Here is a 19,094-nt window from a genome sequence, read left to right as displayed (position 1 = left end):
CCTTTGACGAAAACGCCGGGAACAGGCGGATCCACGGGGCCAGAGTAAGAGGACGATCGCCGGATGGCGCGGGACTATTACGAGATTCTGGGGGTCGAGCGGACCATCGACGCGGCGGGCCTGAAGTCGGCCTATCGCAAGCTGGCCATGCAGCACCACCCGGACCGCAACGGCGGCTCGGAAGAGTCCATGGCGATCTTCAAGGAGATTTCCGAAGCCTACAGCGTCCTGTCGGACGACAACAAGCGCGCCCACTATGACCGCTTCGGCCATGCCGGCGGCGGGGCGGGCGGCAATCCCTTCGGCGCCGGCGGCGGTCAGGGCTTCCACGATCTCAACGACATCTTCTCACAGGTCTTCGGCGACGCCTTCGGAGACGCCTTCGGCGGCCGGCAGGGCGGCGGCGGACAACGGGGCGGCCCGCGTCGCGGCTCCGACCTGCGCTACGACCTCGAGATCACCCTGGAGCAGGCCTACAAGGGCGCCGATGTGGAGATTTCGGTCCCCACCACCGCCACCTGCGACACCTGCGAGGGCTCGGGCGCCAAGCCCGGCACCCAGCCGACGACCTGCACCACCTGCCAGGGCGCGGGGCGCGTCCGCTCGGCCAACGGCTTCTTCCAGGTCGAGCGGACCTGCCCCCGCTGTGGCGGCAACGGCAAGATGATCGCCGAACCCTGCGGGACCTGCCACGGCCATGGACAGGTGCGGAAGAACCGCAAGCTGCAGCTGAAGGTCCCCGCCGGCGTCGACGACGGTTCGCGCATCCGCCTGTCGGGCGAAGGCGACGCCGGCCAGCGCGGCGGCCCGCGCGGCGACCTGTACGTCTTCCTCTCAGTGACCCCGCACGAGCTGTTCGAGCGGGATAATCTCGACCTGCTGGTCACCGTGCCGGTGCCCATGACCGTCGCGGCCCTCGGCGGCGAGATCGACGCCCCTTGCCTGGTTTCGGACGCCTGCGACGGGCGCTGCAAGGCCTCGGTGGAGGTCCCGGCCGGGGCCCAGACCGGCAAGACCGTGCGCATCAAGGGCAAGGGCATGCCCCACCTGAACGGTCGCCAGCGCGGCGATCTGGTGGTCGAGCTGTTCGTCGAGACCCCGACCGATCTGACCCCGCGTCAGAAGGAGTTGCTGGAAGAGCTGGCCGCCTCGCTGGGCGAGACCCAGACCCCGCGTAACTCGTCCTTCGCGGGCAAGGCCCGGCGGTTCTGGGCCGATATCCTTGGCGACAGCAAGGAAACGGCCCAATAGGGTGGGATTTCCGTCCTTGGGGGAACTGATTTGAGCGCCATCTTCCACGCCGGCATCTCCGGAGCGCGGGGCCGTATGGGCCGGGCCGTCTCGGCCGTTCTGGACGCCCGCGAGGACGTCGTCGTCGCCGCCCGCTTTGATCGCGGCGAGACCCCGGACCTGTCCCTGTGCGACGTGGTGATCGACTTCTCGACCCCCGAGGCCTCGGTGGAGCTGGCCCAGAGTTGCGCGGCGCGAGGCGGCCCGGCCCTGGTCATCGGCTCCACCGGCCTGACGCCGGAACAGGACGCTGAAATCCTCAAGGCGGCCGAAACCGTGGCCATCGTGCGCAGCGGCAACTTCTCGCTGGGCGTCAACATACTCATCGGCCTGGTCGAGCATGCCGCCCTGCGGCTGGACGCGCGCGACTGGGACATCGAGATCACCGAGGCCCATCACCGTCGCAAGGTCGACGCCCCCTCCGGCACCGCGCTGATGCTGGGCGAGGCGGCGGCGGCCGGCCGTCACGAGGATCTTGAGGACGTCCGCGCCGCTCCGTGGGACGGCATCACCGGTCCGCGCGAAAGCGGCAGGATCGGCTTCTCCTCGGTCCGCGCCGGCGGGATCATCGGCGAGCACACCGTCCTGTTCGCCTCGGACGACGAGATGCTGACCCTCAGCCACTCGGCCATCGACCGCTCGCTGTTCGCGCGCGGCGCGGTCGCCGCCGCGGCCTGGGTGCGCAATCGCAAGTCCGGGCTCTACGACATGCAGGACGTTCTCGGCTTCAGACAGGCGTAGCCGCTTGGCGGCATCGCCCTTTCCTCCGGGCCGCTTCGTGGCGCGCTAACGCTCGCGACGCGGTCGCTCGCTGCTTGGGCGCATTCATTGATCACGGCCTGCCGATCAGCCGGCGCAGAGCGCCAGGCCGCGTCGGGTCGGGAGGTCCCGAAGGGCCGACGGTCCGCGGCCCAACAAAGATGACTGAGGCGCTTCGCGCCTCAGTGCGCGTGGGCTCTCCGCCCATGCCCGCCGGTGAACAGCGACTTGATCAGGAAGAAGACGGCGATGACGATCGCATAGCCCAGGAACAGGGCCAGCACGGTCATCCAGAAGCTCAGGGTCAGCAGGGGCGGCAGGGTCAGGGGCGCGCCGTCCAGCACCGGGCGGATCACCCCGATCAGGATGTGCACGAAGGCCGCGCCGAGCGCCGTCGCCCAAAGCCGGCTCCAGGCCGGCATCACCAGGGCGGCGATCACCGCGATCAGCAGGCCCATGACCTGATTGACGCCGTCAAACCCGCCCTGGGCCAGGCCGAACAGGCCCGACAGGAAGGCGCCGATTGAATCGATGAGGGATTCCATGCCCGTCGTCTCCATCTGCATACGGTCAAGCCTGACCGGTTCGCAGGGTTAACGCCGTTTCGGCGGAATCGCTCCCTAGCGACCGGTCGAGCCGAAGCCGCCCGCGCCGCGCGCCGTCTCGTCCAGCGCCTCGACCTCGACCATCTGCGCCTGCTCGTGGCGCGCAATGACCATCTGGGCGATGCGTTCACCGCGCTGGATCACAAAGGGCTCCTGACCGTGGTTGATCAGGATCACCCCGACCTCACCGCGATAGTCGCTGTCGACCGTGCCGGGCGAGTTCAGGCAGGTGATCCCGTGCTTCAGCGCCAGACCCGAGCGGGGGCGCACCTGCGCCTCATAGCCGGGCTCCAGAGCGATCTTCAGACCGGTCTTCACCAGCGCCCGCGCACCCGGCGCCAGGGTCAGCGGCTCGTCCGCCGGGACCGCCGCGCGCAGGTCCATCCCCGCCGAGCCGGTGGTCTCATAGGCCGGAAGCGGCAGGCCTTCGGCGTGCGGCAGGCGTTCGACGCGGACGGTCGTCATGGGCGCGGGTCTCTCTCAGGCCTTGAAGTGGTCGGCAATTCTGGCGGCCAGCTTGCGGGCCACCTCGGTCTTGGACTGGCGCGGCCAGACATCGGCGCCGCCGTCCTTCGTGAACAGGGTCACCGCATTGCCGTCCGCGCCGAAGACGTCGTCGGACACGTCGTTGCCGACGATCCAGTCGCAGCCCTTGCGGGACAGTTTGGCGCGCGCATTGGCCTCGAGATCCGAGGTCTCGGCCGCGAACCCGATGACCAGCTTCGGCCGGGACTTTCCGGGCTTGGAGACGCCGGCCAGGATGTCGGGGTTCTCGATCAGGGCCAGCGACGGCGGGCCGCCCGGGGCTTTCTTGATCTTGCCGGAGGCGACGCCGTCCACGCGCCAGTCGGCGACGGCGGCGCTCATCACCGCGATGTCGGCGGGCAGATGTTTCTGGACCTCGGCCTGCATCTCGCGGGCGCTCTCGACCCAAATGCGATTGAGACCGACGGGCGCATCCAGGGCCACCGGACCGGACACCAGGGTCACCTCGGCGCCCAGCTCGGCCAGGGCCGTGGCGATGGCATAGCCCTGCTTGCCGCTGGACCGGTTGGTCAGGCCGCGGACGGGGTCGATCGGCTCGAAGGTCGGGCCGGCGGTGACGACCGCCCTGCGACCCGCCAGCGGACGCCCGTCCGGCCCGGTCAGCAGGCCCTGGATGGCGGCCAGGATGGCGGCCGGCTCGGCCATGCGGCCCGGCCCGAACTCGCCACAGGCCATCTCGCCCTCGTCCGGGCCCACGACGGCGACGCCGTGGAAGCCGTCGAAACCCTTCAGCCGCGCGACATTGGCCTGCACCGCCGGGTGCAGCCACATGCGAACGTTCATGGCCGGGGCCAGCAGCACCTTCTTGTCGGTGGCCAGCAGGGTCGTGGAGGCCAGGTCATCGGCCAGACCGTTCGCCGCCTTGGCGATCAGGCCCGCCGTCGCCGGGGCCACCACCACCAGATCGGCCCAGCGCGAGAGCTCGATATGGCCCATGGCCGTCTCGTCCTCGGGCATGAACAGCGCCTGCCGCACCGGATGACCGGTCAGGGCCGCCAGCGACATGGGGGTGACGAACTCTGCGCCCGCCGGTGTGAGCAGGCTCATCACCTCGGCCCCGGACTTCTTCAGGAGACGCACAAGCTCCAGCGCCTTGTAGGCGGCGATGCCGCCTCCGACGATCAACAGGACCTTGCGTCCGGACAGCGATGCCGTGGTCATTCCGCTGGTCTAGCGACGGCGTCCGCCCGCGTCGAGTGACGCTTCCACGAAACGGAACATTGCAGGAACCGTTAACCTGTGGTTATCCTTTTGGCCGGTGAGTTTCAACGCAGGAGGGTGTGATGCGGAAGGCGATGATGATCGCGGCCGTCGGGGCCGCGTTGGGTATCGGGTCGGCAGGGCTGACGGGGTGCGGGGACGGGGGATCGGCGGTCGAGACCCGCGAGCGGGCGGCGGCTGATGCACCGGCGGCGGCCTCGGCGCCGCCCGGCGCGACCGCGGCCCTGGAGGCGCCGAACGGGAAATCGAGACCGGTCCTGACCGCCAACCGGCGTGAAACGGTCGACGCCAAGGTCGCCCGTCTGTTCGAGCGCAACGGGGCGGATTTCGGGGCGCGGACGGCCGAGGACTATCTGGCCAGGGTGGAAGCCTTCACCACCAGACCGCCAGCGGACGTCGACCGGGTCGAACGGCCCAATGGCGACGTGCTGCTCTACCAGGCCTCGACCAACACCTTTGCGGTGGTCTCGCGCGACGGCGTGCCCAAGACGATGTTCAAGCCACGCGACGGCGCCGCCTACTGGGCCGAGCAGAAGGCGGCGGCCCCCGACTTCGGTCGACGGCAGTCAGCATCGTGACGAAAGGAACGTTACGGCGAGGGCTCAGCCCTCGTCCGTCTCCTTGCGGTCGGCCATGTCGCGGATCAGCTCCAGCGCCAGCTTCTGCTGCCGGGTCGACAACTGCGGCGAGAGACGGCCGATCTCGATCGTGTAGCGGGTCGCCGGGAAGTCGTGCTCGAAGGCGGTTTCGCCCTCCGCCACGCCGGCCATCTGCGAACCGCTCAGGCCTTCGAAGAAGTAGCCGATGTCCACCTTGAAGAACCGGGCGATGTCCCAGAGCTTCGACGCCGAAATCCGGTTGGCGCCCTTCTCGTATTTCTGGATCTGCTGGAAAGTCAGCCCCAGGGCGCGACCGAGGTCGCTCTGGTTATAGCCGAGGGCCAGCCTTTTCTCGCAGACACGCCGGCCTACATGCCGGTCCACGGGATGAGGGCCATCCTCGCCCTTGCCTCTCGCCATAGTCATACGCCTTTTGGAAGTCGATAATCGGCCAAGCCTGAATGCGCCGCGAGCGGGGCTGTGTCATCAAAAAATGCGGAATTCGAGGCCATGACAGCGGCTTAGTTGCCCCTGGGGCGCCTCATTTCGCGCGCCGCGAGAATTCAGGCCGGACACCCGTGAGCGAAAGGGGAATCGGTCAGGAAACAGCGATCCGGGAACGAATCACCCGACGCCAGGGTACGGCCAGCGACAGCGACCCGATAACCGACAGCCAGAACAGCAGATCGCCGATCCGGCCGTAGATCGTAACCACCGCCGGCGCCGGCAGGGGCGCGTCGATGACGCCGCTCTCACCCGGGTCCAGACGCTGTCCCGGGACCACCCGGCCCCACGGATCGATCATGGCCGAAATGCCGGTCGGGGTGGATCGCACAACCGGCAACCCGGTCTCGATCGCCCGATAGCTGGCCAGATTCAGATGCTGGACCGGACCGGACGTCCGCCCGAACCAGGCGTCGTTGGAGATGTTGACGATCCAGCCCGGCCGACCCGCGCCGCCGGGCGTGAAGCCGGGGTAGAGGCTCTCGTAGCAGATCAGGGGCTGGGCGGCCGGCGCGCCCGGGATGTTGATCGGAGCCGGCCGGGGTCCGGCGCTGAAGTCGAGCGGCATATGGGTCAGGGCGCGTACGCCCAGGGCGCTCATCACGCCGCCCGCCGGCAGATATTCGCCGAAGGGAACCAGGCGGTACTTGTCATAGACGGGCCCGACCTTCAGCCCTTCGCCGCCCTCGTCTGTCAGGACGAACAGGCTGTTGAAATAGCGCGCGCCCTCCGGCGTGGACGGGTCGGCGACGCCTCGCCCGAGCCCGAGGATCAGGCTTTGCCCCGGCTGGACCGCCCGGGCGATGGCCGTCGCCTCCGGCGCGCCCGGGGCGAAGACGTCGTTGGCCGAGGCGGGAAGAGCCCCCTCCGGCCAGATGATGAGATCGGGCGTCGTCGCGCCCGGACGGGCCGTCAGGTTCACATAGCGATCGACGATCCCCTGATAGGCCTCCGGGGTCCATTTGCTCGCCTGCGGCACGTCCGCCTGGACGATGCGGACCACGGTGGGGGTCGTGACCAGCCGGGCCGAGGACAGGCGCACGGCGCCGCCGATCACCAGCAGGGCAAGGGCCAGGGCGCCGGCCGTCGCTGTGACAACCCGGGCCTTTCGGGACCCGACGTTGAGCAGGGGCGCAAAGGCCGCCGCCGCCGCCACGGTGACGAAGCTGAGGCCGTAGACGCCGACGACCGAGGCGAATTGGGACGCCGCCGAACCGGCCTTCCAGCTGGCCCCCGCCGGGTTCCAGGGGAAGCCGGTCAGCACATGGCCGCGGAGCCACTCGAGCAGGCAGAACAGGGCCGCGAACACCAGGACCCGGCTCAGGCCCGTCGGGGCGAAACGGCGATACAGGGCGGTCGCCGTGGCCCAGAACAGCGCCAGGCCGATCGGCAGCGCCGAGGCGGCGAAGGGCGCCATCCAGGCCTGTTCCGGGTTGACGAGAAAGGCCTCGGCCACCCACCAGCAGCTGATGAAGAAGTAGGCGAAGCCGGCCAGCCAGCCCATCCAGAAGGCGCCGCGCACCGTCGTGGAGCGCTCGGACAGTCCCATCAGCAGGGCGTAGCCGAGCAGGCCGGGCAGGATGCCGAACGGCGGATGCGCCAGGGCCGCCGCCACGCCGGCGGCCAACGCCAGCCCGATGCGGACGAGCCGCAGGATAAGACGGGCGCGCGGACCGGGAACGTCAGGCGTCAGAGGACTGGTCATCCGCCGTGTATGGGTCGGCGACGCCCAGACTGGCAAGGATGGATCGCTCCTCGGCCTCCATGGCTTCGGCCTCGGCGTCCTCTTCGTGGTCCCGACCCAGCAGATGCAGGACGCCGTGGACCGTCAGATGCGACAGATGATCGGAAAGCGTCTTGCCCTGTTCGACCGCCTCGCGGGCGCAGACCCCATAGGCCAGGGTCAGATCGCCCAGATGGGGGAAGGCGCTCTCGGCGGCCGGGAAGGACAGGACATTGGTCGGACGGTCCCGGTCACGGAAGCGGGCGTTGATGTCGCGCACGCTTTCGTCGTCGGTCAGCAGGATGACGATGTCGCCCTCGACGGCTCCCAGGGCCGCTGACGCTGCGCGGTCCACCACCGCCTCGACATCCGGCAGGGCGGCCGACCAGGCCTCGTCCTCGATCTCGACCTCGATCACCGGCGCGGCTCTTCCAGATCGGGCGACGGCGCCGCCGCGTCAGCATCGTAGGCGCGCACGATCCGCTCGACCATGGCGTGGCGCACCACATCCTGGGCCTCGAATTTCAGCACTCCGACGCCCTGCACCCCGTCAAGGATGCGAAGGGCGTGGGGCAGGCCGGAATCGCGGCGGTTCAGCAGATCGATCTGTGACGGGTCGCCGGTCACCACCATCCGGGCCCCCTCCCCCAGCCGTGTCAGGACCATCTTCATCTGCAGCCGCGTCAGGTTCTGCGCCTCGTCGACGATGATGAAGGCGTGACTGAGCGTGCGACCGCGCATGAAGGCGATGGGCGCGGCCTCGATCTCCCCCTTGTCCCGACGACGGCGGACGTCATCCGGACCGAGGATGTCGTTCAGGGCCTCCCAGATGGGCGCCAGATAGGGATCGACCTTTTCATTCAGGTCGCCGGGCAGGAAGCCGAGCTTCTCGCCGGCCTCGACCGCCGGACGCGTGATGACCAGCCGGTCCACCTGTCCGCGCCGCAGCAGGGAGGCGCCGTAGGCGGCGGCGAGGAAGGTCTTGCCCGTGCCCGCCGGGCCGACGCCGAAGGTCAGCTCGCAGCGGGACAGAAGCTCCAGATAGCGGGCCTGGGCCGCCGTCTTGGGCGCGATGGCGCCGCGTCGGCCGACCGGCAGGGCCACCGCGTCCGGCGCGACCGAGCCCTGTCCCGCGCGAGGCTGGGCCACGGCGGCGCCGAGGGCGGTCCGGACATCCGCCTCGGTGATCTCCACGCCCTGATCGGCGCGATCCGCAAGAATTTCGATCACCCGCTTGGCCTGGGCGCGGTCGCGGGCGGAGCCGTTGATCGAAACCCCGCCGCCGGGCGTCTCAACCAGCACCTTGAAGCGGTCCTCGATCAGGGCGATGTGCCGGCTGCCCGGTCCGATGACGGCCCGAAGGGCCTCGTCGCCCAACGCCAGAAATTCACTCTCTCTCGCCATCAAGCGACTTTCTCAGTGTCGCTAACGCTCGCGTCTCGGACGCTCGCTGCTTGAGCGACGGACGGGTTGACCAGGCGACCGCTGAGCGACTTCAGGCCGCCGCTCTCGATCTTCACCGGAACGATCTGGCCGATCAGTTGATCCGCGACGCCGTCGACATAGACCGGCTGCAGCCAGGGCGAGCGGCCGGTGACATGACCGTCGAACTTGCCGGGCCGCTCGAACAGGACCGGAATGGTCATGCCCGCGCGGGACTCGTTGAAGGCGGTCTGTTGTTCGAACAGAAGGGTCTGAAGCGCCTGCAGCCGTTCGCGCGACACCTCGGCGGGGACCTGCGCCCCCATCGTCGAGGCCGGGGTGCCCGGACGCGGCGAGTACATGAAGGAGAAGGCCGAGGCGTAGGTCACGCGCCGGACCAGATCCATCGTGTCCTCGAAATCCCGATCCGTCTCGCCCGGGAAGCCGACGATGAAGTCGCCGGACATCGCCATGTCCGGTCGCGCCTCGCGAATGCGCTCGATCAGGTCGAAATAGTTCTGCCGCCCGTGCTTGCGGTTCATCAGCCGCAGGATGCGGTCCGAGCCGGACTGCACCGGCAGATGCAGCCAGGGCATCAGGACGTCCAGATCGCGGTGCGCCTGGATCAGGTCGTCCGACATGTCGTTCGGATGGCTGGTCGTGTAACGGATGCGGTCCAGCCCCGGCACCTCAGCCAACAGATAGGCCAGACGGGCCAGCGTCGACGGCTTCCCGTCCAGCCCCTCGCCGTCATAGGCGTTGACGTTCTGACCCAGAAGGGTGACCTCGCGCACGCCCTTGGCGGCCAGTTCGCGAGCCTCGGACAGGATGGCCGCCACCGGCCGCGACCACTCGGCCCCGCGGGTGTAGGGCACCACGCAGAAGGTGCAGAATTTGTCGCAACCCTCCTGCACGGTCAGGAAGGCGGTGAAGCCGTCGACCCCGCGCTCGGCGGGCAGGGCGTCGAACTTCTCATCCGGGGCGAAGTCGGCGCCGATCCGTTCCCCGCGCGCGCGGGCGGTGCGGGTCAGCAGCTCGGGCAGCTGGTGATAGGCCTGGGGGCCGACCACGAGATCCACCGCCGGCTGGCGCTTCATGATCTCCTCGCCCTCGGCCTGGGCGACGCAGCCCGCCACGGCGATGGTCATGGCTCCGCCCTTGGCGTCCTTCAGCTCGCGCATCTTGCCGAGCTCGGAATAGACCTTCTCGGCCGCCTTCTCGCGGATGTGGCAGGTATTCAGGATGACGAAGTCGGCCGTCTCGGCGGTGTCCGTCTGGGCGTAGCCCAGCGGGCGCAGCACATCGGCCATGCGCTCCGAGTCATAGACATTCATCTGGCAGCCGTATGTCTTGATGAACAGGCGCTTGGGCGCGGCCTGTCCCTCCGGCGGCGGAACAAGGGTGTCGGTCATGGGGCCGCTATGTAATGCGCGAGCGCGTTTCGCGCCACTTGAGCCTGCTCAGGCTCCGGTCTCGTCCCGCAGGGCGTTGCGCGTGAAGATCAGGCCGTCACGACCCGACGGCTCGGCGCCCTCGATCGGCGTGCCGTAGAGCTCGAGCTTGTGACCGATCAGCTTGAAGCCCAGGCGCTCGGCGATTTCGCTCTTCAGGCGCTCGATCTCGGCGTCGAAGAACTCGATGACCTCGCCGGTCCGGGTGTCGATCAGGTGGTCGTGGTGATCATCGCCCGCCTCTTCGTAGCGGCTGCGGCCGTCACCGAAATCGTGCTTCTCGACCACGCCGGCTTCCTCGAACAGACGCACGGTGCGGTAGACGGTGGCGATGGAGATGTGCGGATCGATGGCCGAGGCGCGGCGGTACAGTTCCTCGACGTCCGGGTGGTCGGCCGCGGCGGAGAGCACACGCGCGATCACGCGTCGTTGCTCGGTCATGCGCATGCCGCGCTCGGCGCAGAGTTTTTCGATCCGGTCCATGAAGCGGGAGAATAGGCGGCGTCGGCGCTCTAGGGAAGCCGCCCCGGCAAGTTGAGAGCCAGTAGCAGGGCGTCCACCCGGGAACCGTCCGGACGCGAATAATAGCGCGGTCGACGCCCCGCATCGGTGAAGCCGGTTCGCGCATAGAGGGCGCGGGCCGCCGCATTGTCTTCAGCGACCTCGAGGAAGACACGGTCCGCCCCGGCGAGGCTGGCGGCCGCGACCCCGTCGGCGACCAGACGAGTCCCCTCCCCGCTGCGGCGCGACGCCGGGGCCACCGCCAGGGTCAGGATCTCGGCTTCATCCGCGACCGCCCGCATCAGGATGAAGCCGGCCTCCCGCTCGATTGCGAACACGCCCGGCTGATCCAGCAGGGTGGCGAAGGCGGCGGCGTCCCAGGGGGTGTCGAACGCCGCCGCATGCAGCGCCGCCAGACGATCAGCCGGAGACACCCTCACGCGGGATGCGCAGCGCGCGGCTGTCCCGGGAGGCGCGTCGGCGGTGTGGCGTCGGGCGCACGCAGGTAAAGGGGGCTCGGCGGCGCCGCCGCCGGATCAAGGACAGCGGCGAGACGGGCCAGCGCCCCGGGAGTCGCCGCGGCCCGATCGTCGACGCATCGATCCGTCCCGCTGTCCGCCAGCAGGGGCGCGCCCGTACCCACCAGGGTCGCCCCCGGAAGATCGGCGAGCCGGGCCGCGGCGGCCTCCATGGACAGGGCCTCCGGCGGGCCTTCCGCCACGCCGTCCCGCCAGAAGCGGGCATAGACCTGGCCCCGACGCGCGTCGATCAGGGCCGCGACCGAGGCCGACTCGACGGAGGCGGCAAGGGCGTCGAGCGTCGAAACGCCGACCACCGGGCGCCCCAGGGCCGCGCCCAGCCCCTGGGCGAAGGCGAGGCCGACCCGCAGGCCGGTGAACGAGCCGGGCCCCACGGTGACGGCGATCCGGTCGACGCCGTCGAACCCGCCCGCCTCCGCCACCGCGTCACGCGCCAGTCCGCCGATCCGTTCGGAATGCCCCTTGGTCATCGGCTCGGCGCGGAGGCCCAGTGCGCGCGCAACGCCGTCCCGGACCTCGAAGACGCCGACCGTGCAGAGCCCCAGGGCGGTATCGATCACCAGAACCTTCATGCCGACGCTCCTGCCGCAGTCAGGGCGCGGGCGCCAGAGCCGTGACGATCCGCGCCACGGCCTGCCGCACGGTGCGATCGGGAATCCGGGGAAAGGCCAGGGCCACGGCGCGGCCGTCCGCCGTCGCGCCGAGCGCGCGCAAACTCTCCGCCTCGCCCGCGGCCAGCCCCTCGACCGGCGGGAAAAAGGCCTCCACCGAGGTTCCGAGAATGACAGCCGTCCGATGCAGACGCGACGCGGAGATGCGGTTCTGACCGGTCTCGTACTTCTGGACCTGCTGGAAACTGACGCCGATCCGCTGCGCCAGCGCCGCCTGCGACAGGCCCAGCGCCGAGCGCCGCAGCCCGATGCGCGCTCCCACATAGACATCGATGTGATCCGGGGCGGCGGCGCGGGCCATGGCGATGCTCCTGTTCGATACGGAACAGTTTCACAAGCACGCCAAGGTTGCAACAAAAGAGTTTCATCACTGATCCAGGCGCGCCACCACCGCCGAGACCGAACGGACCTCGGTGCGCGCGATGCAGACCTCGGCGGACAGCCCCCCGGGGCCGCCGCGCACGACAAGGACCTCCCCCTCCGCCCGCTCGTAGAGCCGGACCAGTCGCCGGCCGTCGGCCAGATCGATCACGCAGCCCTGGTCCCGGCGGGGCCAGCGACCGGGCGCATATTCCAGCACGACGCCCGACGCCGCCCACGGCGCCAGCTCGTCGTCCGCAAGCTGGAGCCGCCGTGTCCCGGCCGGAGGGGTCCCGGTGAAGTCGAGCGCCCGGCTTTCGACCCCCGTCGGAAGGCCGCCGGGCGAAACGGTCTCCGGCGCCGGCGCGACCAGATCGAGCGCCTCAGGCGTCGCATCGACGGCGCCGGTCAGCCGCCGCTGCACGTCGGGGCGGAACAGACCGGGCCGCTTGCCGGCCTCGTACAGGCCCCAGCCCTGACTGGTCATGCCGACGCGCGCGCCGGCCTCGGCCTGGCTCAACCCCCGCGCCCGGCGCAGGGCCGCGAGGGCCTCGCCGAGACGCCGCGCGTCCTCATCGCTTTCAAACCGGGGCATGGCCCCTTATGCCGCGAACGAAATCGTTTCACCACCGCGCAGGCGGCGCCGGGGTCTAGAGGACCTGCTCGACCGCCGTCACCTCGGGCACATAGTGCTTCATCATCTGTTCGACCCCGGCCTTGAGTGTGGCCGAGGACGAGGGACAGCCGGCGCAGGCCCCGCGCATCCGCAGGGACAACACCCCCGTCTCCTCATTGAAGGAGTCAAACAGGATGTCGCCGCCGTCCTGGGCCACCGCGGGCCGGATCCGGCTGTCCAGCAGCTGCTTGATCTCGGCGATGATTTCCGTGTCCTGGCCGTCCGGGTCCGAACTGTCGAAGGTCCCGCCGCGCATCAGGGGCGCGCCCGAGACGAAATGATCCATGATGGCGGCGAGGATCGGCGCCTTCATCCGCGACCACTCCAGCCCCTGCGGATCCCGCGTCACCGACACATAGTCATAGCCGAAGAAAACGGCCTTCACGCCCTCCAGCCCGAACAGGGCCTCGGCCAGCGGGGAGGCGGCGGCCTCCTCGAGGTTGACGAAGTCCCTGGGATCTTCCGAAACGTCCCGCCCCGGCAGGAATTTCAGGACATTCGGGTTCGGCGTCGGTTCTGTCTGGATGAACATGGGGCGTAAGTGCGCCCTGTAAGGCCGGGGTTCAAGGGCGGGGCCACATCGGGACCCTCACGCAGTGCGCCGCCGCGCGGCCGGCGTCAGCGCCCGGAATCAGGCCAGATCCTCGATGTCCTGCTCGGTGAGTTCCCCGGGGACAATGGTGACGGGGAGCTTGCGCCCGGTGAAGGCGGCCCCCTGCTTGACCACCGCGGCGACCAGCGGGCCCGGCCCCCGCCCCCCCTCGCCCGCCGCCAGGACCAGGATCTTGATGTCCGGATCCTCGCCGACGACCTTGCGGATGCTGGCCTGGGGTTCGCCCCGCTCGATCAGCAGGATCGGTGTGGAACCGGACCGTTCCTGGGCCTCGGCGGCCCATCTGTTGAGCTCGGCCTCGGCCTCGGCGCGGGTCTGGCGCTCGATTTCCTCGCGCACGCCAGCCCAGTGGGCGTCGGAGGCGGCGGGCGGAATCACGCGCAGCATCACCACATGGCCGCCCGTCGAGCGGGCCCGGCGCGACGCATAGCGCAGGGCCCCTTCGAACTCCGGACTGTCGTCGACGACGACGAGAAACTTCCTGGGCATGGGTTCGCCCTCCCTCAGTCGGACCACGCTAGCAGATCATCCGCCCGCAGGAGAGCGTCCTCAGCGCGCCGAGGACGCGATCTCGCGGATCGAGGCGTTGGCGATGGTCAGCTTGGCGAAGGTCCAGCCCGAGCCCGAGGTCTCGATCTCGTCGACCGAGGCCCGGACCCCTTCCACCGTGGCGAGGCGCGGACCGATCCAGTCGTCGACCGCCTTCTCGGCCGTGGCCTCGGTGGCGCCGACCGCCACGTCGGACGCCCGGGCCACAGCGCGGGTCAGGACCATCTGCTCGCCCATCAGATCCTCGATCATGCGGCGGACCGCCAGACGATCGAAATGATCCGCCGAGGGGACCGCGCCCGCCGCGGCGCGCAGCCGGTCGAAGTCGAAGGCGGCGCCGACCTGGTGATAGAGCATGGCCATGGCCGGCTCGGGCCAGCCGGCCTCCCGCGCCAGATCGCCGATGTCGGCGGTGGCGACGAGCGGACGCAGCATGGCGATGTCCCGGGCCATCGCCTCGGAGGCGCCCAGCCCCACGAAGCTCTGCACACGGGCTTCCAGACGACCTTCCTCAAAGCGGCTGAGCACCGCGCCGCCGGCGGCGCGCAGGGCGTCGGCGGCAGGACGGTAGGCCTGGATCAGGCCGTCGACGGTGGCGCCGTCGCGGGTGGCGCGGCGCGCCAGCCAGAAGGTCTGGCGGCGAAGGACGGTGGAGATTTCCGAATAGAGGGCGGTCTGCGCCTCGGCCGAAATCTTCAGGTCCAGCGCGGACACGGCGTCCCAGGCCTCGTCCAGCCGGAAGATCTGGCGGGCCGCCTCGAAGGCGATGACCATGGCGCCGGTATCGCACTGGGCCGACAGGCGCAGGCGTTCCGGGAAGGTCGCGCCGCACATGTTGACGATCTCGTTCGACAGGATGGTCGAGATGATCTCGCGCTTCAGGCGGTGCCGCTGCATGTCGTCCTCGAACTTCGCCAGCGGGGTCGGGAAGTAGCGGACGAGGGTCTGTTTGAAGAAGGCGTCATCAGGCGCCGCGGACGCCACGATCTCGTCGAACAGCTCCAGCTTGGAATAGGCGGTCAGGACCGCCAGCTCCGGCCGGGTCAGCGGCACGCCCGAGGCTTTCATCTCCCCCAGACGCTGGTCGTCCGGCAGGCCCTCGACCTTCCGGTCCAGCTTACCCTTCGACCCCAGCCACTGCATGAACCGCTGCTGGGAATCCAGCGCGCGCGCGCCCTCCGCCTGCTGCAGGGTCAGGGCCAGGGTCTGGTCGTAGTTGTGCACCAGCACCTTGAGCCCGACCTCGTCGGTCATCGAGGCCAGCAAGGCGTTGCGGTCACCCGCCTTGAGCGCGCCCGAGGCGATGGCGGCCCCGGTCAGGATCTTGATGTTGACCTCGTGGTCCGAGCTGTCGACGCCCGCCGAGTTGTCGATGGCGTCGGTGTTGATGCGGCCGCCGTTGCGGGCGAAGGCGATGCGGCCCGCCTGGGTCAGACCCAGGTTGGCGCCCTCGCCGATCACCTTCGCCCGGACTTCGCCGCCATCGATGCGGATGGCGTCATTGGCCTTGTCCCCGACCTGGGCGTCCGTCTCGTTCGGCGCCTTGATGTAGGTGCCGATGCCGCCGAAGTAGAGCAGCTCGGCCGGCGCCTTGAGGATGGCCTTCATCAGGGCCGCCGGATCCAGCACCTCGTCCTCGATATCCAGAACGGCCCGGATCTCGGGGCTGAGCTGGATCGACTTGGCCGACCGCGAGAAGACCCCGCCGCCCGCCGAGATTTTCGAGGTGTCGTAGTCCTGCCAGGACGAGCGCGGCAGCTTGAACATGCGATCCCGCTCGATCCACGACGCGGCGGGATCGGGGTTCGGATCGATGAAGATGTCGCGGTGATCGAAGGCGGCGACCAGTCTGATCGCCTTCGACAGCAGCATGCCGTTGCCGAACACGTCGCCGGACATGTCGCCGACGCCGACCACGGTGAAGGGCTCGGACTGGATGTCCTTGCCTTCCTCGCGGAAGTGCCGCTTGACGGCTTCCCAGGCGCCCCGGGCGGTGATGCCCATCACCTTGTGGTCATAGCCGACCGAGCCGCCGCTGGCGAAGGCGTCGTCCAGCCAGAAGCCGTAGGAGGCCGAGACCCCGTTGGCGATGTCGGAGAAGGTAGCCGTGCCCTTGTCCGCCGCGACGACGAGATAGGGGTCGTCCCCCTCCCAGCGCACGACGGACGCCGGCGGAACCACAGCGCCGTCGCGGGCGATGTTGTCGGTCAGGTCGAGCAGGCCCGACAGGAAGGTCTTGTAGGCGCGGATGGCCTCGGCCTGCTGGGCGTCCCGGTCCCCTCCGGCGCGCACGATGTCCGCCAGCTTCTTCGGGAAGAAACCGCCCTTGGAGCCGACCGGCACGATGACCGCGTTCTTGACCTGCTGCGCCTTGACCAGCCCCAGCACCTCGGTGCGGAAGTCGTCGCGACGGTCCGACCAGCGCAGCCCCCCGCGGGCGACCGGGCCGAAGCGCAGATGCACGCCCTCGACATAGGGGGCCCAGACGAAGATCTCGCGGAACGGCTTCGGCAGGGGCAGGTCGACCAGCTCGCGCGAGGCGATCTTGATCGAGATGTAGGGCCTGGAGCGCCCCTCGGCGTCGACCTGGTAGTAGTTGGTGCGCTTGATCGCCTGGACCAGCAGCGACAGACGACGCAGGGCCTTGTCGTGATCGAGACTCTTCACGTCCTGCAGCAGATCATTGATATGGGCGACCAGATCCGAGACGACCGAGGCGCGCGCCTCGGCGCCGCCGTCCGGCATCGGGCCGAATTTGGCGTCGAACAGGGCCAGAATGGCGCGGGCCACCGCCGGATAGTCGCGCAGCGCCTCTTCCTGGACCGCCTGGGACGGGTCCAGACCGGTCTGCTGACGGTAGCGGGCCAGGGTGCGGATCAGGGCCGCCTCGCGCCAGTCGACGCCGAGCTCGATCACCAGACGGTTGAAGCCGTCGCTCTCGGTGCGGCCGTTCCAGACCGCGACGAAGGCCGCCTCGAACGGATCCCGGACCGAGTCGAAGCTGAGGTCGCCGCCGCGCGGGTCCTCCAGCAGGAACTCATGCACATGGATCTCGGCGTCGCCGGCGGGCTTCAGGGCGTAGCCCCATTCCTCCAGAGTCTTCAGGCCCATATCGGCCAGGATCGGCAGGACGTCCGACAGCGGCACGGCCGAGCCGCGCCGGTAAAGCTTGAAGCGGAAATTGAGCGGCCCGTCCTGCCCTGTGCGGAACGCCCGCACGGCCACAGGCTCGCCATGGCCGACCTCGCCGGACGCGTTCAGGGCGTCCGTGGTCTGATAGTCGCGAACCGCCTCGGCCGCATTGTAGCGATCGCGATAGCCGGCCCCGAAGGCCTCGGCCCAGCGCGCGCTGACCGGTCCGACGGACACCTCATCCACGCCACCGGCGCGCAGGGCGGTTTCAAAGCGATCAATCCAGCTGCGCCCCGCCTCGACGATCTCGGCGTCGAGCGCCGCCTGATCCGGGCACGGATGTTCATTGGGAGTGACCCCGATGATGTAGTGGACGCGCACGAGCGGCTGGTCCGACAGCTGGGGGTACCAGGCCGAGATGCGGCCGCCCCAGGCGCGGGCGAGAATACGACCGATCCGCTCACGGACAGACGCTTCGAACCGCTCCCGCGGGATGAAGGCCAGGACGGACACGAAGCGGTCGAACGGGTCCTTGCGGGTGAAGGTCTTGATCCGCGGGCGGTCGTGCAGGTGCAGGATGCCGAGGGCGATCTCCAGAAGCTCGTCCCCGGTGATCTGGAAGAGTTCGTCGCGCGGATAGTTTTCGAGGATGTTCTTCAGCCGCTTGTAGCTGTGCGTCCCCTCCAGCTTGCCGGCCCGCTCCAGGGCGTTGGCCACCTTGCGCCGGATCAGGGGCACCTCGGTCGCGGCCTTGTCGTAGGCCTCGGCCGTGAACAGGCCGACGAACCGGGTCTCGCCGGACGGACGGCCGTCCGGTCCGTACCGCTTCACGCCGACGTAATCCATGTAGGAGCGGCGATGGACGCGCGACCGGGCATTGGCCTTGGCCACCGTCACCGGCTCGGACAGGTCCAGCTGGCGCTTCATCTGACGGGTCAGGACCGCGGGTTCGGAAGCCCGGCGCAGCACGGTGCGGTCGGGATCGGCGAGCACGCCCAGCCCGGCGACGGACTGCGACAGGGGCGCCTCGGCCTCATAGCCCCCGTCCTTGTCGCGCGGGTACTCGTAGTCGCGGGCGCCGAGGAAGACGAAATGATCCGCCGCCAGCCAGCGCAGGAAGGCGAGGTTTTCGGCCAGGACCTCCGGATCGATCCCCGGAGGCGAGGATTCCAGATGGGCGATGGAGCGGCCGATCAGCTCGTGCATGGCGCCGTGGGCGGACACGGCTGACCGGACATCGGCCAGGGTCAGGGCGAGGGCCTCGCCGAGTGCGTCACGCCGCTCCTGCGGCAGGGCGTCGAGAACCACCAGAATGACCGAGACCCGGCCCTTCGGGGTTTCAATGATCGGGTGGAACATCGAGCGCACGGTGACCCCGGCCTCGGCCAGTTCGCCCATCACGCTGTCGACGAGGAAGGGCTTGTCGTTCTGGACAATGCTCAGAACGTCATAGCCGGTGCTGATCCCGCGCGCCCCGGTGTGCGGGCCGACGCTGATGCGGGCGGGCGCCTCCGGGTCGCGGTCGAGAACCGTGGGCCAGACGGAGCCCAGCAGGGCCGCCAGGTCGGCGCCGCTCAGCTCCGGGGTCTCGTCGGCCGCGTAGTCTTCCAGAACCTGGGCCAGGTAGGACCGTTCCGCAGCGCCCGGCGGATGGCCGGTCGCGGCGGCGAAGTTCGCCTCCAGCGCCTCCAGGGTGATCGCCTGAGGGAGCGTGGGGGCGGGGGCGCCGGTCATGGACAGGTCTCGTATGGCGCGGCCGCGTCGGGCCGCCGGTTGTGGACACAGACTAGGCCGGTTGCGCACGGGGGCAAGCAGTCCGTCAGCCGGTCAACTAGGCCAGCCCGGCCACGGCGGGAACCCCCAAAAGCGGCGCCATCGTCGCCTTTTCGGAAAGCACCGGTGGTTATCAGCGATCAGTCTTCGCGATCCCCGG

Annotated in this window: 19 protein-coding genes; 3 read left to right on the top strand and 16 right to left on the bottom strand. The window is 69.5% G+C overall.

The annotated features are described in order from the left end of the window. The first annotated feature begins 63 nt into the window (after positions 1-63). Both dnaJ and dapB read left to right on the top strand, forming a co-directional pair. Positions 64-1,251 (top strand): molecular chaperone DnaJ, encoded by a 1,188-nt coding sequence (gene dnaJ / locus ACLQ7T_RS09050; protein WP_420479129.1) that lies wholly within the window; start codon positions 64-66, stop codon positions 1,249-1,251. Between the two features lie 30 nt (positions 1,252-1,281). Further along, a complete protein-coding gene (gene dapB / locus ACLQ7T_RS09045) occupies positions 1,282-2,031 on the top strand; it encodes a 4-hydroxy-tetrahydrodipicolinate reductase (protein WP_420479128.1) in 750 nt (249 codons plus the stop codon). A 200-nt stretch (positions 2,032-2,231) separates the two neighbouring features. Here the strand turns inward: dapB and ACLQ7T_RS09040 are convergent, their stop codons facing one another. From ACLQ7T_RS09040 to coaBC, 3 genes are all read right to left on the bottom strand, one after another. After that, a complete protein-coding gene (locus tag ACLQ7T_RS09040; RefSeq protein ID WP_420470085.1) occupies positions 2,232-2,594 on the bottom strand; it encodes a hypothetical protein in 363 nt (120 codons plus the stop codon). A gap of 75 nt (positions 2,595-2,669) precedes the next feature. After that, entirely contained in the window at positions 2,670-3,119 is a 450-nt protein-coding gene (dut, locus tag ACLQ7T_RS09035) for a dUTP diphosphatase (protein WP_420479127.1), read from the bottom strand. A gap of 15 nt (positions 3,120-3,134) precedes the next feature. Continuing rightward, positions 3,135-4,361, bottom strand: coding sequence for a bifunctional phosphopantothenoylcysteine decarboxylase/phosphopantothenate--cysteine ligase CoaBC (gene coaBC, locus ACLQ7T_RS09030; protein ID WP_420479126.1), 1,227 nt, complete (start codon positions 4,359-4,361; stop codon positions 3,135-3,137). A 122-nt stretch (positions 4,362-4,483) separates the two neighbouring features. On the opposite strand from coaBC, the gene ACLQ7T_RS09025 reads away from it, so the two are divergent. Continuing rightward, on the top strand, positions 4,484-4,999 hold the full coding sequence (locus ACLQ7T_RS09025; RefSeq protein WP_420479125.1) for an S-type pyocin family protein: 516 nt from the start codon (positions 4,484-4,486) through the stop codon (positions 4,997-4,999). Positions 5,000-5,023: 24 nt separating this feature from the next. Here the strand turns inward: ACLQ7T_RS09025 and ACLQ7T_RS09020 are convergent, their stop codons facing one another. From ACLQ7T_RS09020 to ACLQ7T_RS08960, 13 genes are all read right to left on the bottom strand, one after another. Beyond that, positions 5,024-5,440: a helix-turn-helix domain-containing protein gene (locus ACLQ7T_RS09020; RefSeq protein ID WP_420470089.1), complete on the bottom strand. Its 417-nt coding sequence runs from the start codon at positions 5,438-5,440 to the stop codon at positions 5,024-5,026. A 178-nt stretch (positions 5,441-5,618) separates the two neighbouring features. After that, positions 5,619-7,229, bottom strand: coding sequence for an apolipoprotein N-acyltransferase (gene lnt / locus ACLQ7T_RS09015; RefSeq protein ID WP_420479124.1), 1,611 nt, complete (start codon positions 7,227-7,229; stop codon positions 5,619-5,621). Next, on the bottom strand, positions 7,207-7,665 hold the full coding sequence (ybeY, locus tag ACLQ7T_RS09010; RefSeq protein WP_420479123.1) for an rRNA maturation RNase YbeY: 459 nt from the start codon (positions 7,663-7,665) through the stop codon (positions 7,207-7,209). Before ybeY ends, lnt begins: the two co-directional genes overlap by 23 nt. Then, positions 7,662-8,651 carry a PhoH family protein gene (locus ACLQ7T_RS09005; protein WP_420479122.1) on the bottom strand — a complete coding sequence of 330 codons (990 nt, stop codon included), beginning with the start codon at positions 8,649-8,651 and terminating at the stop codon, positions 7,662-7,664. Before ACLQ7T_RS09005 ends, ybeY begins: the two co-directional genes overlap by 4 nt. Further along, a complete protein-coding gene (miaB, locus tag ACLQ7T_RS09000; protein ID WP_420479121.1) occupies positions 8,651-10,081 on the bottom strand; it encodes a tRNA (N6-isopentenyl adenosine(37)-C2)-methylthiotransferase MiaB in 1,431 nt (476 codons plus the stop codon). Before miaB ends, ACLQ7T_RS09005 begins: the two co-directional genes overlap by 1 nt. A gap of 48 nt (positions 10,082-10,129) precedes the next feature. Further along, the gene (locus ACLQ7T_RS08995) at positions 10,130-10,603 is read right to left on the bottom strand and encodes a Fur family transcriptional regulator (protein ID WP_420479120.1); all 474 of its coding nucleotides are present in this window, start codon (positions 10,601-10,603) and stop codon (positions 10,130-10,132) included. A 29-nt stretch (positions 10,604-10,632) separates the two neighbouring features. Continuing rightward, the gene (locus tag ACLQ7T_RS08990; protein ID WP_420479119.1) at positions 10,633-11,055 is read right to left on the bottom strand and encodes a GNAT family N-acetyltransferase; all 423 of its coding nucleotides are present in this window, start codon (positions 11,053-11,055) and stop codon (positions 10,633-10,635) included. 2 nt (positions 11,056-11,057) lie between these two features. After that, positions 11,058-11,732, bottom strand: coding sequence for a tRNA (adenosine(37)-N6)-threonylcarbamoyltransferase complex dimerization subunit type 1 TsaB (gene tsaB, locus ACLQ7T_RS08985; RefSeq protein WP_420479118.1), 675 nt, complete (start codon positions 11,730-11,732; stop codon positions 11,058-11,060). 19 nt (positions 11,733-11,751) lie between these two features. Then, positions 11,752-12,132, bottom strand: coding sequence for a helix-turn-helix domain-containing protein (locus ACLQ7T_RS08980; RefSeq protein WP_420479117.1), 381 nt, complete (start codon positions 12,130-12,132; stop codon positions 11,752-11,754). A 66-nt stretch (positions 12,133-12,198) separates the two neighbouring features. Continuing rightward, complete coding sequence (locus ACLQ7T_RS08975) at positions 12,199-12,786, bottom strand: helix-turn-helix domain-containing protein (RefSeq protein WP_420479116.1); 588 nt, start codon at positions 12,784-12,786, stop codon at positions 12,199-12,201. Between the two features lie 55 nt (positions 12,787-12,841). Continuing rightward, positions 12,842-13,399: a NifU family protein gene (locus ACLQ7T_RS08970; protein WP_420479115.1), complete on the bottom strand. Its 558-nt coding sequence runs from the start codon at positions 13,397-13,399 to the stop codon at positions 12,842-12,844. 99 nt (positions 13,400-13,498) lie between these two features. Then, the gene (locus ACLQ7T_RS08965) at positions 13,499-13,969 is read right to left on the bottom strand and encodes a universal stress protein (RefSeq protein ID WP_420479114.1); all 471 of its coding nucleotides are present in this window, start codon (positions 13,967-13,969) and stop codon (positions 13,499-13,501) included. Between the two features lie 60 nt (positions 13,970-14,029). Next, on the bottom strand, positions 14,030-18,895 hold the full coding sequence (locus tag ACLQ7T_RS08960; protein ID WP_420479113.1) for an NAD-glutamate dehydrogenase: 4,866 nt from the start codon (positions 18,893-18,895) through the stop codon (positions 14,030-14,032). Positions 18,896-19,094 lie beyond the last annotated feature (199 nt).

The sequence above is a fragment of the Brevundimonas sediminis genome, from assembly GCF_048799765.1.
Taxonomy (GTDB): domain Bacteria; phylum Pseudomonadota; class Alphaproteobacteria; order Caulobacterales; family Caulobacteraceae; genus Brevundimonas.
This window is presented reverse-complemented; position numbering and strand designations above follow the sequence as displayed.

Coding starts and splice junctions, on each gene's coding strand:
- miaB (WP_420479121.1), bottom strand. CDS start 10,081: ATGACCGACACCCTTGTTCCGCCGCCGGAGGGACAGGCCGCGCCCAAG.
- lnt (WP_420479124.1), bottom strand. CDS start 7,229: ATGACCAGTCCTCTGACGCCTGACGTTCCCGGTCCGCGCGCCCGTCTT.
- ACLQ7T_RS08970 (WP_420479115.1), bottom strand. CDS start 13,399: ATGTTCATCCAGACAGAACCGACGCCGAACCCGAATGTCCTGAAATTC.
- tsaB (WP_420479118.1), bottom strand. CDS start 11,732: ATGAAGGTTCTGGTGATCGATACCGCCCTGGGGCTCTGCACGGTCGGC.
- ACLQ7T_RS09040 (WP_420470085.1), bottom strand. CDS start 2,594: ATGGAATCCCTCATCGATTCAATCGGCGCCTTCCTGTCGGGCCTGTTC.
- ACLQ7T_RS08965 (WP_420479114.1), bottom strand. CDS start 13,969: ATGCCCAGGAAGTTTCTCGTCGTCGTCGACGACAGTCCGGAGTTCGAA.
- ACLQ7T_RS09005 (WP_420479122.1), bottom strand. CDS start 8,651: ATGGCGAGAGAGAGTGAATTTCTGGCGTTGGGCGACGAGGCCCTTCGG.
- dnaJ (WP_420479129.1), top strand. CDS start 64: ATGGCGCGGGACTATTACGAGATTCTGGGGGTCGAGCGGACCATCGAC.
- ACLQ7T_RS09025 (WP_420479125.1), top strand. CDS start 4,484: ATGCGGAAGGCGATGATGATCGCGGCCGTCGGGGCCGCGTTGGGTATC.
- coaBC (WP_420479126.1), bottom strand. CDS start 4,361: ATGACCACGGCATCGCTGTCCGGACGCAAGGTCCTGTTGATCGTCGGA.
- ACLQ7T_RS08995 (WP_420479120.1), bottom strand. CDS start 10,603: ATGGACCGGATCGAAAAACTCTGCGCCGAGCGCGGCATGCGCATGACC.
- ACLQ7T_RS08960 (WP_420479113.1), bottom strand. CDS start 18,895: ATGACCGGCGCCCCCGCCCCCACGCTCCCTCAGGCGATCACCCTGGAG.
- ACLQ7T_RS09020 (WP_420470089.1), bottom strand. CDS start 5,440: ATGGCGAGAGGCAAGGGCGAGGATGGCCCTCATCCCGTGGACCGGCAT.
- ACLQ7T_RS08975 (WP_420479116.1), bottom strand. CDS start 12,786: ATGCCCCGGTTTGAAAGCGATGAGGACGCGCGGCGTCTCGGCGAGGCC.
- dut (WP_420479127.1), bottom strand. CDS start 3,119: ATGACGACCGTCCGCGTCGAACGCCTGCCGCACGCCGAAGGCCTGCCG.
- ACLQ7T_RS08980 (WP_420479117.1), bottom strand. CDS start 12,132: ATGGCCCGCGCCGCCGCCCCGGATCACATCGATGTCTATGTGGGAGCG.